The organism is Neorhizobium sp. NCHU2750, from assembly GCF_003597675.1.
Taxonomy (GTDB): domain Bacteria; phylum Pseudomonadota; class Alphaproteobacteria; order Rhizobiales; family Rhizobiaceae; genus Neorhizobium.
In genome coordinates this window covers 182,330-196,440 of record NZ_CP030830.1, presented here as the reverse complement: position 1 = coordinate 196,440, position 14,111 = coordinate 182,330, and the positions used below count along the sequence as shown (strand labels likewise).

Annotated in this window: 16 protein-coding genes; 1 reads left to right on the top strand and 15 read right to left on the bottom strand. The window is 61.0% G+C overall.

Annotated elements, in window-relative coordinates:
* Position 1: 1 nt before the first annotated feature.
* The 10 genes from NCHU2750_RS27135 to NCHU2750_RS27090 form a co-directional block, all read right to left on the bottom strand.
* Complete coding sequence (locus NCHU2750_RS27135) at positions 2–754, bottom strand: TSUP family transporter (protein WP_119944918.1); 753 nt, start codon at positions 752–754, stop codon at positions 2–4.
* Positions 754–1,908 (bottom strand): mandelate racemase/muconate lactonizing enzyme family protein, encoded by a 1,155-nt coding sequence (locus NCHU2750_RS27130; RefSeq protein WP_119944917.1) that lies wholly within the window; start codon positions 1,906–1,908, stop codon positions 754–756. The genes NCHU2750_RS27135 and NCHU2750_RS27130 overlap by 1 nt, the downstream gene beginning before the upstream one ends.
* 18 nt (positions 1,909–1,926) lie before the next feature.
* Entirely contained in the window at positions 1,927–2,661 is a 735-nt protein-coding gene (locus NCHU2750_RS27125) for an SDR family NAD(P)-dependent oxidoreductase (protein ID WP_119945080.1), read from the bottom strand.
* Between the two features lie 75 nt (positions 2,662–2,736).
* Positions 2,737–3,783 carry a tagatose 1,6-diphosphate aldolase gene (locus NCHU2750_RS27120; RefSeq protein ID WP_119944916.1) on the bottom strand — a complete coding sequence of 349 codons (1,047 nt, stop codon included), beginning with the start codon at positions 3,781–3,783 and terminating at the stop codon, positions 2,737–2,739.
* Positions 3,767–4,708 carry a sugar kinase gene (locus NCHU2750_RS27115; protein ID WP_119944915.1) on the bottom strand — a complete coding sequence of 314 codons (942 nt, stop codon included), beginning with the start codon at positions 4,706–4,708 and terminating at the stop codon, positions 3,767–3,769. The genes NCHU2750_RS27120 and NCHU2750_RS27115 overlap by 17 nt, the downstream gene beginning before the upstream one ends.
* On the bottom strand, positions 4,705–5,781 hold the full coding sequence (locus NCHU2750_RS27110; RefSeq protein ID WP_119944914.1) for an ABC transporter ATP-binding protein: 1,077 nt from the start codon (positions 5,779–5,781) through the stop codon (positions 4,705–4,707). The genes NCHU2750_RS27115 and NCHU2750_RS27110 overlap by 4 nt, the downstream gene beginning before the upstream one ends.
* A gap of 3 nt (positions 5,782–5,784) precedes the next feature.
* Positions 5,785–6,783, bottom strand: a complete 999-nt coding sequence (locus NCHU2750_RS27105; protein WP_245480551.1) for an alcohol dehydrogenase catalytic domain-containing protein — start codon at positions 6,781–6,783, stop codon at positions 5,785–5,787.
* Positions 6,784–6,788: 5 nt separating this feature from the next.
* Positions 6,789–7,616, bottom strand: coding sequence for a carbohydrate ABC transporter permease (locus NCHU2750_RS27100; protein ID WP_093004475.1), 828 nt, complete (start codon positions 7,614–7,616; stop codon positions 6,789–6,791).
* An 11-nt stretch (positions 7,617–7,627) separates the two neighbouring features.
* Positions 7,628–8,503 (bottom strand): carbohydrate ABC transporter permease, encoded by an 876-nt coding sequence (locus NCHU2750_RS27095; protein ID WP_119944913.1) that lies wholly within the window; start codon positions 8,501–8,503, stop codon positions 7,628–7,630.
* Positions 8,504–8,604: 101 nt separating this feature from the next.
* A complete protein-coding gene (locus NCHU2750_RS27090; RefSeq protein WP_119944912.1) occupies positions 8,605–9,897 on the bottom strand; it encodes an ABC transporter substrate-binding protein in 1,293 nt (430 codons plus the stop codon).
* Between the two features lie 229 nt (positions 9,898–10,126).
* Here NCHU2750_RS27090 and NCHU2750_RS27085 point away from each other — a divergent pair, with 229 nt between their 5' ends.
* Positions 10,127–11,146 carry a LacI family DNA-binding transcriptional regulator gene (locus NCHU2750_RS27085; protein WP_119944911.1) on the top strand — a complete coding sequence of 340 codons (1,020 nt, stop codon included), beginning with the start codon at positions 10,127–10,129 and terminating at the stop codon, positions 11,144–11,146.
* Positions 11,147–11,417: 271 nt separating this feature from the next.
* Here NCHU2750_RS27085 and NCHU2750_RS27080 read toward each other — a convergent pair whose 3' ends face one another.
* The 5 genes from NCHU2750_RS27080 to NCHU2750_RS27060 all read right to left on the bottom strand — a co-directional run bounded on the left by NCHU2750_RS27080 (position 11,418) and on the right by NCHU2750_RS27060 (position 13,595).
* A complete protein-coding gene (locus NCHU2750_RS27080; protein ID WP_119944910.1) occupies positions 11,418–11,864 on the bottom strand; it encodes a periplasmic heavy metal sensor in 447 nt (148 codons plus the stop codon).
* 3 nt (positions 11,865–11,867) lie between these two features.
* Positions 11,868–12,269 (bottom strand): hypothetical protein, encoded by a 402-nt coding sequence (locus NCHU2750_RS27075; protein ID WP_119944909.1) that lies wholly within the window; start codon positions 12,267–12,269, stop codon positions 11,868–11,870.
* Positions 12,262–12,816: an RNA polymerase sigma factor gene (locus NCHU2750_RS27070; protein WP_245480550.1), complete on the bottom strand. Its 555-nt coding sequence runs from the start codon at positions 12,814–12,816 to the stop codon at positions 12,262–12,264. Before NCHU2750_RS27070 ends, NCHU2750_RS27075 begins: the two co-directional genes overlap by 8 nt.
* Before the next feature lie 29 nt (positions 12,817–12,845).
* Positions 12,846–13,262, bottom strand: coding sequence for an EF-hand domain-containing protein (locus NCHU2750_RS27065; RefSeq protein ID WP_119944907.1), 417 nt, complete (start codon positions 13,260–13,262; stop codon positions 12,846–12,848).
* A gap of 72 nt (positions 13,263–13,334) precedes the next feature.
* Positions 13,335–13,595 carry a GCG_CRPN prefix-to-repeats domain-containing protein gene (locus NCHU2750_RS27060; protein WP_119944906.1) on the bottom strand — a complete coding sequence of 87 codons (261 nt, stop codon included), beginning with the start codon at positions 13,593–13,595 and terminating at the stop codon, positions 13,335–13,337.
* Between the last annotated feature and the right edge of the window lie 516 nt (positions 13,596–14,111).

Genomic DNA, 14,111 nt, shown 5'->3' with positions numbered 1-14,111 from the left:
TTCATCCCATTATCACCGGCAGGGCCAGCGATAATCCCGACATCAGCAGTAGGACAAAAGCCAGTCGCCGGAGAGCCGCTGGTGACAGAGGCGGCGGCCAGCGACGGGCAGCATAGGTGGCGATCAACACGCTTGGCAGGCCGGCGGCAGCCCAGACGATCGCATGGGACGGCAGCTCTCCCGAAGCCGTTACCAGCACGAGGCGGAACATGGCATTGATCGAAAACACCGCCACCAACGTTTCACGGATCGTGCTGTGCGGCAGCGGTTGCCGATAGAGATGATAGACGAGCGGTGGCCCGGCGGTGGAAAACAACCCGCCCATGATGCCGCCAAGCGCGCCGAAGAACACGAAGCTCGGCCCCGAGGACAGGGTTTCACGCGGACTGGGCCTGAAGATCAGCTGCAGGCTGGAGACGATGATGACGAGGCCGAGGATCAGCCGCAGGGCGGCGAGCGACGACGAGGCCAGCAAGTCGAGAAGCACATAGCCGACCAAGATCAGCGGAATGGCGCCGCAAAGCGATAGCAGGAACGGTTTTCGGGCGATTTCCCGCCATCCTTTGACCAGAACCATCAATGCGTTGGCGAGTGTCAGCAGGCTGACGATGATCGCGGCTTCCGGCAGGGGGATGAGCCCGGTCAAAGCCACCGCACCCATCAAAAGCAGGCCGAAGGCAAAACCGGTCAGCGTCTGCATATAGGCGGCGACGAAAGACAGAAGGATGAAAAGGGCGATGCCGCCTGAAGGCATCACGTCCGCTGTTCCGCAACAAGCCGCATCGTCTCGAAGGGCGCCAGTTGTTGCAGATCCGGCTCGACACCGAGCCCCTCACCTTCCGGCAACTCGACCCAGCCGTCGTGAACCACCGGCCAGCGTGGCTGGATGGCATCGCGCAGCGGATTGGGATTGACGTCGATCTCCAGCATGCCGTCCCCACCGGCAGCCGCGAGAATATGGGCTGAGGCTACCAGCCCAATGCCGGCTCCGAGGAAATGCGGGCAATACCGTCTTCCGGCTGCGCGGGCGGCCTGCGCAACAGCAAAACAGCCGCTCGGCCCGCCCCATTTCGCCGCATCGGGCTGGATGACGGCGAGGCTGCCGGCTTCGATAGCGGAATGGAAGGCCGCCTCGCCGATCAGGTTCTCACCACCGGCCAGCGGCGTCGATGTGAACCCGGCAAGATCCGCCCAGAGAGTTTCGGAAGAGTCCACCCGCACCGGTTCTTCCATCCAGCCGAGGCCAAGATTGTCTGTCGCGCGTAAAAAGGCGCGGGCCTGTTCGGCGGAAAAACCCTGGTTTGCGTCGGCATGCAGCGTCTCGCCGGGGCGGAGATCAGCATGCAGGCGGCGCAGAAGATCGAGATCACGGTCGAAATCGAAACCGACCTTCACCTTGAAATCGCGATACCCAGCGGAGCGAGCCTCGGCCACCATGCGTTCCGCATCAAGAATATGGATGCCGCTGGCATAGGCGCGTACCCGGCCGGTGGCCGTGTCGCTAATCGCCCTCGCCAATGACAAACCGGAACGGCGTGCCGTCAGATCCCAATAGGCCATGTCGAAACCGGCAATAACCTGCGCATAAGGGCCGACCTCGCCGGTCTGCAGGACGAGAATTTCGGTCGACGCCGTCAATTGCCGGAAGAGTTCCGATGGAGGCGGCAGAGGTTTTCCGATAACACGCGGCGCGATATCGCTGACAAGCAGGCGCGCCCGGTGTTCGGCACCACAGGCCGGCCAGTTGCACCAGATCTCGCCCCAGCCGACCGTGCCGCGATCGTCCTCGAGGCGCACGAAGACCGCCGGGCGGTCGAGCATGGTGCCGAACGAGGTCGAGACCGGTTTTGCCAGCGGCACACGAAAAACCAGCGCTTCGGCCGAGATGATCCTAGTCTCATCTTGCATGGAAAACCCCTTCCCTCGTCATCCTGCCAGAAAACCGCCGTCGATCGCATAAACGGTGCCTGTCGCATATTCGGAGGCCGACATGCAGAGGAAAACGGCCATTCCCGCGACGTCTTCTGGCTTGCCCCAGCGCTTGAGCGCCGTGCGGCCGGCAATCCTGTCGTGATGCGCCTTGTCCTTGCGTCCCTCGGCGTTGATCGCCGTCTCGATATAACCGGGCGCGACGGCATTGACGCGAATACCCTCTTCCGCCCAAGCGAGTGCAAGCGCCTTGGTCAGCATCACGACGCCGCCCTTGCTGGCGCAATAGGCGGGGATGCGCGGCAGTGCGGCAAAAGCATTCATGGAAGCAATATTGACGATCGAGCCTTTCGAGGCGGCGAGATGCGGCTTGAAGGCCATGCAGATACGGAACGTGCCGGTCAGATTGACGTCCAGCACCTTCTGGAACATCTCGATCTTGAATTCCTCGTCGCGGGCCAGAATGCCGGCGCAATTGACCACGGCATCGACCCGCTCGAAACCAGTGGCAAAGGCTGTGACATCGGCATCGGACGTGACGTCGAGAACCGCGCCCGATATCCTCTGCATGCCATTCAGCCGGCAGCGATCGACTGCGGGCTGGTCATGGCCGGTCACGGTGACGGTTGCACCGCGGGCGTGAAAGAGTTCGGCGATGGCCGAGCCGATATCGCCCGCCCCACCAATGACGATGGCATGGAAGCCGGGTGGAAAACTGAACGGGTCCTGGATCATCCTAGCCTCGCATTTTTTTAGGAATTTTGACCGGGCGCCATGATCAGCTCACGGCGCCCGACAGGTTCGGTCTCAGGCCGCGGCGTAGCTCTGGGCGAAATCGCCTTCGTTCTTGATCGCCTCGAAGGCCGGCGCCGGTGCTTTCCACTTCGGCGCCTTTTCCGCCGTCAGGCGGCTGAGGCTATCGAGAACAGCAACCCCTTCATGCGCCAGCGACTTGCCGACGGCAGCCGTGTCGGGGAAATGCGTGCGGATCGAATTGAGCCAGATCGTCCGACCGGCAAGGAAACCACCGGCGCCGGCCGCATAGGCATATTCCAGCACGAGTTCGAATTTTTCCGGCGCGGCACCGCCGGAGAGAAGCACCCAGGGAATGCCGGCATCGGCGCAGATCTTGCCGACCATGTCGAATTCGTTCTGCGCAGCCTTGGCGGCCGCGCTGCCGTCACGGGCCGGCAGGCTGTTTGCGGCAAGCGGGCTTTCCAGCTTCAGGAGATCGACGCCATATTCCGGCTTGGCGAATTCGCGCACGCTGTCGATCACCAGTTCCGGTAGCTTGGTCGGAGACTCGACATAGTCCGCCGTATGGCCGGCCTGGCCGAGGAAGGGGAAGACCAGCAGTTCGAGCACATAGGCGATATCGAAGCGCTTGCAGTCCTCGCCGATCTGGCGGACGAAATTCTTCTGATGTTCGAGCACATCCGGCGAAGCATCCGGGCGATACCAGGCAAGAACCTTGACGGCATCGCCACCGAGGCGGCGGATCTTTTCGACGCTCCAGTCGGCAATCACCTTCGACTTGCGGCCGCCTTCGGTCTCTTCGGTGCGGTGATCTTCGAGCGTGACGATCAGGCCGCAATCGGCCGGCAGAACATCGATCGCAGCCGGGATCGCATAGTTCGGATCGAACAGCATCGAGCTGCAATGCGGCGAGAGTTTTTCCACCAGCAGGCGCTTAGCAGTGATGACGTCGGAAAACGGCACTTTCGTCTTGTCGATGCCGCGGGCAGCCGCGATCGCTTCGAAAAGCGGCGGGCGCTGGTCGAGGGCGACCATGCAGAAATGACCTTCCTTATTGGCAAGGCGCGCAAGGCCGCGGGATTTACCGAGTGTAAGCATGGGTCTTCCTTTCAAAGGATCTGAGTTCATCAAGTGTCGGGATGGCGGCGCGGCCGCCGGCGCGGGTGCATTTCAGCGCGGCAACCGCGCTGGCAAAGGTCAGGCTGTCTTCGATCGCGGCGCCGGCGCCGATCGCAAAGGCGTAGGCGCCGTGAAAAACGTCGCCGGCAGCGGTGGTGTCGATCGCAACCACGTTCGGTGCGGGCATTTCCTGGATACGGCCATCCTCCAGCCAGACGAGGCCCTTGTTGCCGCGCGTCACCGCCACCATTTTGCTGCCGAAGGAAGCGGCGTGTTGAAGGGCTGAGGCTATGTCCGGCCCGGCAAAACCCGACAGTCCCGGCTCCGAAAAAATCACCTGATCCGTCAGCGGTAAAAGACGCTCGAAGATCTCGCTGTCGGCGACTTCGCCGTCGAGGATCGTCGGAATGCCCTTTTGCCGGGCGCTGCGGAACAAGGCATCCGCCCCGTCCGGCCAGCGCGGATCGCCGAGAACACAATCGGCATCGAGCGTGGAGAGCGGCAGCCAGGAAGGGTCTGTCGGAAAGGCGCCGCGGAAATTGGCGATCTGCCGCTCGCCATTCCCGTCGACAATGATGGCGGAAACCGAGGAGGCTCCGCCCTCTAAGAGACGGAAATGTTCGACATCGACGCCTTCGGCGGCAAAGGCACCGGCCATGAAGCGTCCGGCATCGTCGTCGCCCGCCCTGCCCCAGAACGCGGTCGTGCCGCCCAGTCTGGCAACGGTGACGGCAGCGTTGGCCGCCAGCCCGCCATGCTCGGTCAGATGTTCGGCCGCCCTAATCTTCTCGCTGCCGCCGCCGGAAAATCCCGTCTCCACCCGCCAGATGCGGTCGAGGGCGGAAAGGCCGAGGCAGACGACCTTCGGCACCTTCGCATCGGGAATTGTGATCTCTCCAATCATCGGATCGCCCTTCCGGACGCCTTGTCGAAGACATGCGCCTTGCCCGGCTGGGCGGCGAGTTTCAGCTGTTCGCCAACCTTCGGACGCAGTTCGGGATTGACCCTTGCCACCGTCCTGACGCCTGCGAGATTGAAATGCACCAGCGTGTCGGAGCCGAGCGGTTCGACCAGATCGATGGTCACGGCAAAGGCCGCGGGATCATCGGGCGCATGCAGGAAATGTTCGGGGCGGATGCCGATGACGGCTTCCTCCATCGCGCCCAGTCCCACCTTTGCGGCATCCGGCACCGGTGCCTTCAGCCCGTCCGCACCCACGAGAGCAAAACCGTCACCCGCGCGGCGGATGTCGAAAAAGTTCATGGCCGGAGAGCCGATGAAACCCGCGACGAACTGGTTGGCCGGCGTTTCATAAACCTCTTCCGGTCGGCCATATTGCTGGATCTCGCCACCCTTCAGGACGACGATGCGGTCCGCCATCGTCATCGCCTCGACCTGGTCGTGGGTGACGAAGATCATCGTCGTCCTGAGTTCCTGGGAGAGTGCCTTGATCTCAGCGCGCACCTGGTTGCGCAGTTTTGCGTCGAGGTTGGACAGCGGTTCGTCGAACAGGAAAACCTTTGGATCGCGCACGATGGCGCGGCCCATGGCGACACGCTGGCGCTGGCCGCCCGAAAGCGCCTTCGGCTTGCGCTCAAGGAAGGGCTCGATATGCAGAAGGCCGGCGGCGCGGCGCACGCGCTGGTCGATCTCCGGCTTTGTCATGCCGCGCAGTTCGAGCGCAAACGCCATGTTGCCGTAGACCGTCATATGCGGATAGAGCGCATAATCCTGGAAGACCATGGCGATATCGCGCTTGGAGGCCGGCACGTTGTTGACCTTGGTATCGCCGATGAAAATGTCACCGCCGCTCGACGGCTCGAGCCCGGCGATGATGCGCAGAAGCGTGGACTTGCCGCAGCCCGATGGGCCGACGAAAACCACGAACTCCTCATCGGCAATCTCCAGGTCGAGACCCGGAATGATGGTGAGTTCACCGAATTTTTTGGACAGGTTCTTGATGCTGATGGAGGCCATGGATCACCCGAAGGACAGGACAGGTTTGATCAGCTTGCCTTCGGCAAAGCGGGCGAAATTTTCCGGCAGCGCGTCGAGCCCGAAGGCTGCATCGACGAAGCGCCGGTATTTCTCCCTGTTCCTCCTGAGCAGCTCGATATTCGGCTCGAAATCCCGGATCGGGAAATAGAAAGTCCGGATCATGTAAAAATCCTTTCGGCGAAAGATCTTGCCCTCCTCGATCGTCCAGGGCTGGGCATTCTCGCCGACCAGCATCAGCGCGCCGCGCGGCAGGACGAGTTCGATGCCGAGATTACGGGCTGCATGCGCACCCGAGCATTCGAAGATCAGCTTGAAGCGTTTTTCCCGCGACCCGACCGGGTGGGCCTTGGCACCGAAGGAAAGCGCGATCTGCAACCGTTCCTCAATGGGATCGGCGACATGAATGTCGGTGTAACCGAGGCTCTGCAGCGCCAGAAGAACGCCGAGGCCAACCGGGCCGGCACCCATGACGAGCACGGGCGCATTCTCTTCCGGCGGCACCAGCGGCATGGCGAAACGGACCGCATGCGCGGACGTGCCGATCGTATCGAGCAGAAGCGGCGCCAGATCATCCTCGATATCGTCGGGGACCGGCAGGAGGCAGTTTTCCGGCACCGGCAGATATTCCGCATAACCGCCCGGCCGGTTCCAGCCGATCAGGCTCGACACTTCCAGGCACATCTGCGTGTCACCGGCCTTGCAGGCCTCGCAGTGATCGCAATGCAGCGGGATATAAACGACATTGCGCTGGCCGTGGCGCGGATGGCCCGGCTGTTCGACCGTTCCAAAGATCTCGTGGCCGGCGGTGAATTCCGCGCCCTTGTGCCAGAGCTTGAAATCCGAGCCGCACAGAGCCGTGCGGCTGACCTTGACCAGAACCTCGCCCTCACTGACGGCTGGAATATCCTGGTCTTCGATGGTGATGCGGCGGTCTCCGTGAAAAACCGAGGCCCGCATGCGTGAGTTTTGTCTGTCGCTCATGATGATCATCCTTTAACGGCGCCGAGAGTGAGGCCGGCGACCAGCCAGCGTTGCACCAGAATGGCGAGCGCAAGTGGCGGCAGCGCGATCAGCGTTGCGGCGGCCATCAGCGATCCCCATTGCGTAGAACCCTCTCCGACGAAATTGAATGCGGCTGCGATGAGTGTCTTCGTGTCGGAATTCGACAGGATCAACGAGAAGAGGAAGAAGTTCCAGGAGAAGACGAAGGCGAGAATGGAGGAGACGGCGACACCGGAGCCGACCAGCGGCAGCGCGATCTTCCAGAGCACCCGTGTCACCGAACAGCCATCCATCTGCGCCGCCTCGAACACGCTGCGCGGAATGTTGTCGAAGAAAGGCAGCAGGACCCAGATGACGATCGGCATGGTGATGACCGCATGGCTGAGGATCAGCGCCGTATAGGAGCCGATGAGACCGACCTCGCGGAACATGATGTACCAGGGCAGAAGAAACAGCGTGCCCGGCGCCATGCGCGCGGCGAGCGTCAGGATCGCTGGCCAGGTGACCCGTGACCAGGAGACCGCGAAGGCGGCCGGAATGCCGAAGATCAGGCCGAGCAGGGTCGAGCCGATGGTGACAACGAAACTGTTGAACGCATAGGAGAAGAACGGCGTTGTCTGCCACAGCGTTTCATAGTTTTCGAAGGTCGGCTGGAAAAACAGCGTCGGAGGATAGGACGTGACCTCGAAGGACGGCTTGAAGGAGGAGAGAACCATCCAGACGGTCGGCGCGAGGATCAGGATGCCGGCAATGGTGAGCTGGATCGTGTTCAGCCAGTGGAGCCAGCGATCTGAATTTTGGGTAGCGTTCATGGCTGTCTCCCTCACCAGGCCACGGCAGAGCGCAGGCGGTTGAGCATCAGCACGGCGACCAGCACGATGGCCGAAAGCGTGATCATCAGGGCGCTGGCGTAACCGATGTTGAAGAACTCGAAACCGACGCGGAAACCGTAGATGTTGAGCGTGTTCGACGCATTGCCCGGCCCGCCCTGGGTGGTGATGTAGATGATGTCGAAGAAGCGGAGCAGATCGACGCTGCGCAGCACCGCGGCGGTGACGATGGTCGGCAGGAGCAGCGGCAACGTGATGCGGCGAAAAATGCGGGCCGGCGAGGCGCCGTCGATCTGTGCGGCTTCATAGACACTGGGTGGCAGTGACTGCAGGCCGCCGAGCACGATCAGTGCCACATAGGGTGCCCATTGCCAGGTATCGATCAAGGCCACGGTCGGGATGACCCAGGTCGGCGAGGCCAGCCATTCGGACGGCGGCAGGCCGAGCGACTGAAGGATATAATTGGCAGCGCCGAGCGACGGATCGAGAATGACCAGCCACATCATGCCGGCCACAACCGGCGGCATCATGAAAGGCGAGATCAGAAGCGAGCGCAGGAAGCCGGAAAGCCGCTTGGAATGGAAGAGCAGCATGGCGAGATAGATGCCGAAAACGAGCTGCAGCACCATGGAAAGGATATAGAGCGCGAAGGTGACATAGAGCCCGTTCCAGAACTCGCCGTCTTTGATCAGCGCCGTGTAGTTGGCAAGCCCCGTGAAGCTGGAGGCGCCGGTGCTGGAAAACGACCGGAAACCGAGCCAGATCGTATAAACGACCGGGAAGGCGATCATCGCGACGGTAAAAATCACCGCCGGTGCGGACAAGGCAGCAAGCTGCCGTCCCTGGCTGTCGTTCAAGCCTGGTTTCATGGAGGGCTCTCCAATCGGTATCGGGGCAGGATCTGGGGACTGGCGACCCCGACGATCGGGGTCGCGACTTAAGTTTGGTATCGGTCGAAAATCAGACCGGATTATTTGCGGGCGATCAGCCCATCGAGCGCGCTGTCTGCCGCGGCGCAGGCCTCGGCGACCGGTTTCTGGCCGAGGAGAATATCCTGCACGGCCTGGCCGATGTAATCACGCGATTCCGGGTTGGCGATGATCGGGTAACCGACTTCGGAAGACCCCTTCGTTGCAAGCTCGCCAAGCGCCGACTGCCAGCTGGCGCGCACCGGCGCCTCGGAAATCCACTTCTTGTATTCCGGATCATCGGCGACCGAGGCACGCGGCGCGGCAACACCCTGGATGGCAAGACGCTTCTGCATTTCCGGGCTGGATGCCCATTGCACGAAATACCAGGCGGCATCCTTGTGGGCGCTGTTGGCGGAGACCGACAGGCCCCAGCCGATCGCCGTCGGCACGCTGCCCGCGTCACCCGCCGGCAGCGGGATCACATCCGTATCCTTCAGACGTTCGCCGCCTTCCATGATGGTGCGCAGCTCGTTCGAGGATTCGAACGCCATCGCCGCGCGGCCGGCACGATAGAGCGCCGAGATCTGGTAAAAGCTGTAATTCGACGAGCCGGGCGGGCCATAATCCTTGAGCAGCTCACCGTAATAGCCGATCGCCTTCTGGCTGGCCGGCGAGCACAGGGCCGACTTGCCGTCGACAATATACTTGCCACCCATGTTATGCAGGACATTGCTGAACGTATAGGCGATCGCCGCCTTCAGGCCACGCGATGTAAAGGGCGTGATGCTGCTGTCGCACTCTTTCAGCGTCTTGGCCGCCGCCTGTACATCGGCGAGCGACGTCGGCTTGGCAATCTTGCACTTTTCGAAGATATCGGTGCGGTAATAAAGCAGCGGGCCTTCGAGATTGAGCGGAATGCTGGTCAGCTTGCCGCCGAAGGTGGCAGCCTTGACCAGCGCCGGACTGATGCCGGCGAAATCATAGTCAGGCGAGACATCTTTCTGTGCGGAGGCCGTAAGGTCGGCATACCATCCGGCAGCGGCAAACTGCTCGCCTTCGCGCGATGCCAGCGTCATGAAGACGTCGACTTCGTCGCTCTTAGAATTCATCACGGTCACCAGACGCTGGCGCATCTGCTGTTCCTGATAGGAATCGACCTTCAGCTCGATGCCGGTCAGTTTGGTGAACTCGTCCTTGTAGGAGAGCACGGCCTGGGACCAGGGATTGTTGTTGGCGAGAAACGAAACCGTTTCGCCGTCATGCGCCTTCCAGTCGAACGCAAATGCAGGGCTGGTGGCGCCGGCAAGCACGCAGGATGCAATCAGAATACGGGCTGCGGAGATTTTTGGCATGCTTTCCTCCACTTGGCCGCCCAAAGGCGGTGTTCCAGCGCTCCTCCTCGAGCGACACAACCTTGCTTCTCCCAAGCTTAGATCATGTAACCGGTTACATAGACCCTCTATTTCGACCCTGTCAACCGCATCAAATATATAAATTCTGGTTGCATTGCGGCGTATTATTCGTTTGACAGCCGCGCGGAAAGCATTGCTAAGCTATGTAACGTTACAGACGAGTGCACGGATGAGCGCTGAAAAAGAGAAGACCGGGATAAGAGCCATCGCGCGGCTGGCAGGGGTTTCCACTGCAACCGTTTCGCGCGCGCTCAATAATCCGCAAAGCGTCAGCGAAGAGCTGCGACTGCGCATCCAATCTATCGTCGAAGAGACGGGTTATGTGCCGCATGGCATGGCGCGGGCGCTTTCCAGCAACCGTACGCGCACGATCGGCGCCATCATCCCGACCATCGACAATGCCATGTTCGCACGCGGCATAGAGGCGCTGCAGAAATTCCTGTCTTCGCGCGGCTACATGCTGATCCTCGCCACCAACGAATACGACATAGATGTGGAGCTGGAGCAGGCGCGCAACCTTATCGGCCGCGGCATAGACGGACTGATCCTGCGTGGCGACTGTCATCATCAGGTTTTGAGGGACCTGCTCGTCGCGCGCGACATGCCCTCGATCAATGTCGGCGTCTACAACCCGAATGGAGCGGCGGCGAGCATCGGCGTCGACAACGAGGCGGCCGCCCACCGGGCGATGATGCACCTGATCTCGCTCGGTCATAAGAAAATCGGCATCGTCAGCGCGCTCCAGCGAAACAACGACCGGGCCAGCGCCCGTATCCGTGGCTTTCGGCGCGCCTTGGCGGAAAACGGTTTAGACGTCCCGGGCGAATGGCATATCGAGGTGCGCTACACTCTGGATGATGCGCGCGAGGCCGCTCGCCAACTTCTCACAGGGAAGACCACTCCGACCGCAATCGCCTGTGGCAACGACGTGCTTGCCTATGGCGTTATGCTGGAAGCCGAACGGCGAGGCATGCAACTGCCGAAAGATCTTTCCGTCGTTGGCTTTGACGACTTGGACTGGAGCCGCCACCTGAGACCTGCCCTCACCACTTTGCATGTGCCGACCGATGTCACATGGCGCGGCGCCGGAGAATATCTGCTTGCCAGATTGGATGGGCACAGGGTGCCCAACCATTATGAGATCGACTATTCACTCATTGTCCGTGAATCGACTTCGGCTCCTGTCTAAGTGACAGGCGACATCCCGCTCTTGAACAGATCCGAACTGTCGACCGCGGCGTTTCACCACGAGACTACGGGCAAGCCTCTGAAATAACACGACCCTAACTGCTGTTGGAACGCGGCACTTCGCGGATGACACGAGAAAACAACTCTCTCGGGATTAAAAGAGCGGATCAAGATAAAGGCTGTTTTATTCGGCATCGTCGTTTTCGACTGTGATCAAATTCCGAAGTGCCGTCCATAGTGTGGTCCCTTCAGCCGAGCCGGATTTGGCCGGTTTACTGCGACCTTTCCATCGCTCGCTGGAGCCGATCATTGATCGCGTCGGCCAGTCGCGCGCGATCGTCCGCCGGAAGGCCAATGGCGAACGCGACAGCCCGCTTCTCGATACCCTCCCGCACGGAAAAATCGGCAGCCCGCGCCTCCTGTAAAGCGTCGAGCACGGCCGCCCCATCAACCTGTGGCGCCTTAAGAAAGTCGGCAGCCCGGGCCTTGGCCTCTCGGCTCTTCTTGATCGTCTCCGCAAGCCCTGTCCGAGCCTCCCGGATCGCCGAGCGGAACGCCTTTCCGTCCTCCGCGGGCAGTTCAGCACCCGCGACACGGAGCGATCCGGCAGCGATCATGCGGTGCCCGAACCGTTGCCATGACAGGTTTCCGACGATGGCTCCAATCAAGAACAGGTTGACGATGATCGAGACAGTGAGTGCGAGACCAGGTTTGTTCATGTATCAGTTGTCCCCATCATCGACATCGCCGAAAACCGTGCTGCTGTAAGATTGGGGTGCTTGCGAGAACAGCACGGTCGCCATCGCTCCGGTGGTGACACCGGACAGGGCGGCCGCTATTCCGATGCTTGCCCACCAGATTTTCATTTTGCGTATGAACTGCTGCCCGGACGCGGTCGCGATCCTGCTCATCTGCCTTTCAAGGTCGTGAGGAATCGCGGGGACCGACCACGCGGATAACGTGATATCGAGCGCCTTCTCCCCAGCGATAATATCGCGGGCTTCAGGCAGGCGGGCGATAAGTCGGGCGGCCGGCCGCCTGATCTCCTGCGGCCAGCAATCGATATTGGCACCATAGCATTCGGCGAGATCGCGGAAGCGTTCAATATCGAGGCCGTCATGCATCGTCATGCTCCTGCTTTGAAAATTGCTGTTTCAAATGTCTGCGACCACGCGAGAGAAGCGATTCCAGCGCTTCGATGCTGACCTCGAGGATGGTCGCTGCCTCATTGGATGAAAGCCCTTGGTAATGCACGAGGATAATCGCCTCTCTTTGACGATCAGGCAGGCCCTGAATCGCAACTGCTACCTGAGCAGAACGCTCGGCGTCGATCAGCGATGCCTCCGCTCCGGAGGCCGGATCTGCCCGTTCGGGAAGCTCCGGCATGGCAACTTCCTTTCGTCGCCGCAACGTGTCGCGGCACAAATTGAGCGCCACCGTGTGGAGCCATGTATCAAGCCTCGCGCTTCCTGCTTTCCATTTCGGCGCCGTGCGGACCGCGCGGATCAACGTCTCCTGTACGATGTCCTCTGCCGCCGCCTGATCATGCAGTACACGGCACGCGAGCAACCATATTCGCGGGGTTGAGGTTGAGACCAGTTGGCGCACCGCGCCGGCATCTCCAGCTGCGATGCGCCCCATCAAGTCAAGGTCCGGATCGATATCACGCAAAGGCGACCGCTTTCGGACGATACGTTGTTTCAACCGTCTGTCGGTTTGTCGACCTGCTTTCGTCCAGCCGCACGCTCGCTAACGGACAGCACGCCATTCCCGTCTTTATCGAGCCGCTTGAACCGACGGTCGAGCATCGCCGTAAGTTCCCCGGCATCAACGGATCCATCGTGATTTGCGTCCATGCGGTCGAAACGTTTCCCCAGCTTGGTGGGGTCTCCGGCCGGCCGCGCCGCAATAAATTCGTCCCGGCTGACGAGATGATTGTTGTCCTTGTCAGCCTTGAAGAAAACCGCTTGCTGACGGGTTTCGAACTGCGCACGGGTCACTTCCTTCGATCCATTACCGTCTGCCGCCAGGGCCCCGTGGCCTGCGATGAGCAGAAGGGCCGCGGCAGATCCAGTCCTCAACCCGGCAACGCGGATAAGGTTCAATCGCTTCATCATCGAAATTTCCTCAGTCGTGATCCTCTTGCTGTCCGGCCATGAGACCAGACAGCAGATGTGATGGCAGTATGCTCAGCGATAGCGCCAGCCGCCTTGGTGCCAATAGCGATGCGCCCAGTAGCGATGACCATCCCAGTAACCGCGCCCGGCGTAAAAGATACCGACCCTGGGAAGACCGGGTCGGACGACGACAGCAGGACGGTTCGGGCGGCAGTATCCGGCCGGGCCGCGATGGAAACCGACACCACATCCCTGGCGCGCCTCAGCCGGCGCAACAGAGACGGCAGCAGAGACTGCGAGACCCGCCAGGGCCAACGAAATAAACTTCTTCATGGGTATCCTCACTTTCGCATAGCCCGACACTCTTACGACCGGGCATATCCGTTACACGGCAGCCACCGCCGTTTCCGTCGCGTCAACTGAGGATTTTTCCGAGAAAGATGGGCAAGCGCCCATTCGTTTAATCAGGGTTGCAAGAAAATTTCGACGACCTGATAGGGCACAATACAGATGGCGACGTTGCCCGTTGAAACGCGATCCACCCCACACACTTGATCTGACCACGACGCTCCGGCAGGTGAGGGTGCCTGTCATTGCGGTGGAATGCCGGTTGTGCAAGCGCTCAGACGAACTGGAGCGCAAAGTCCTTGTTCGTAAGCATGGCGCCGGGATTACCTTCGCCCGGTTGCGGAGGATGGCCGCGATGGGTTGCGAGAAACTGATCAGCGACGACTGACACCGATGTCAGACAACGTTTCCATGTCTGTATCGCTTAACCGATAAGCTTCAACGACCGCCATCCGATTGACCGCTAGGCTATCCTCTCCGGGTGTCAGGCGAAATTAATCC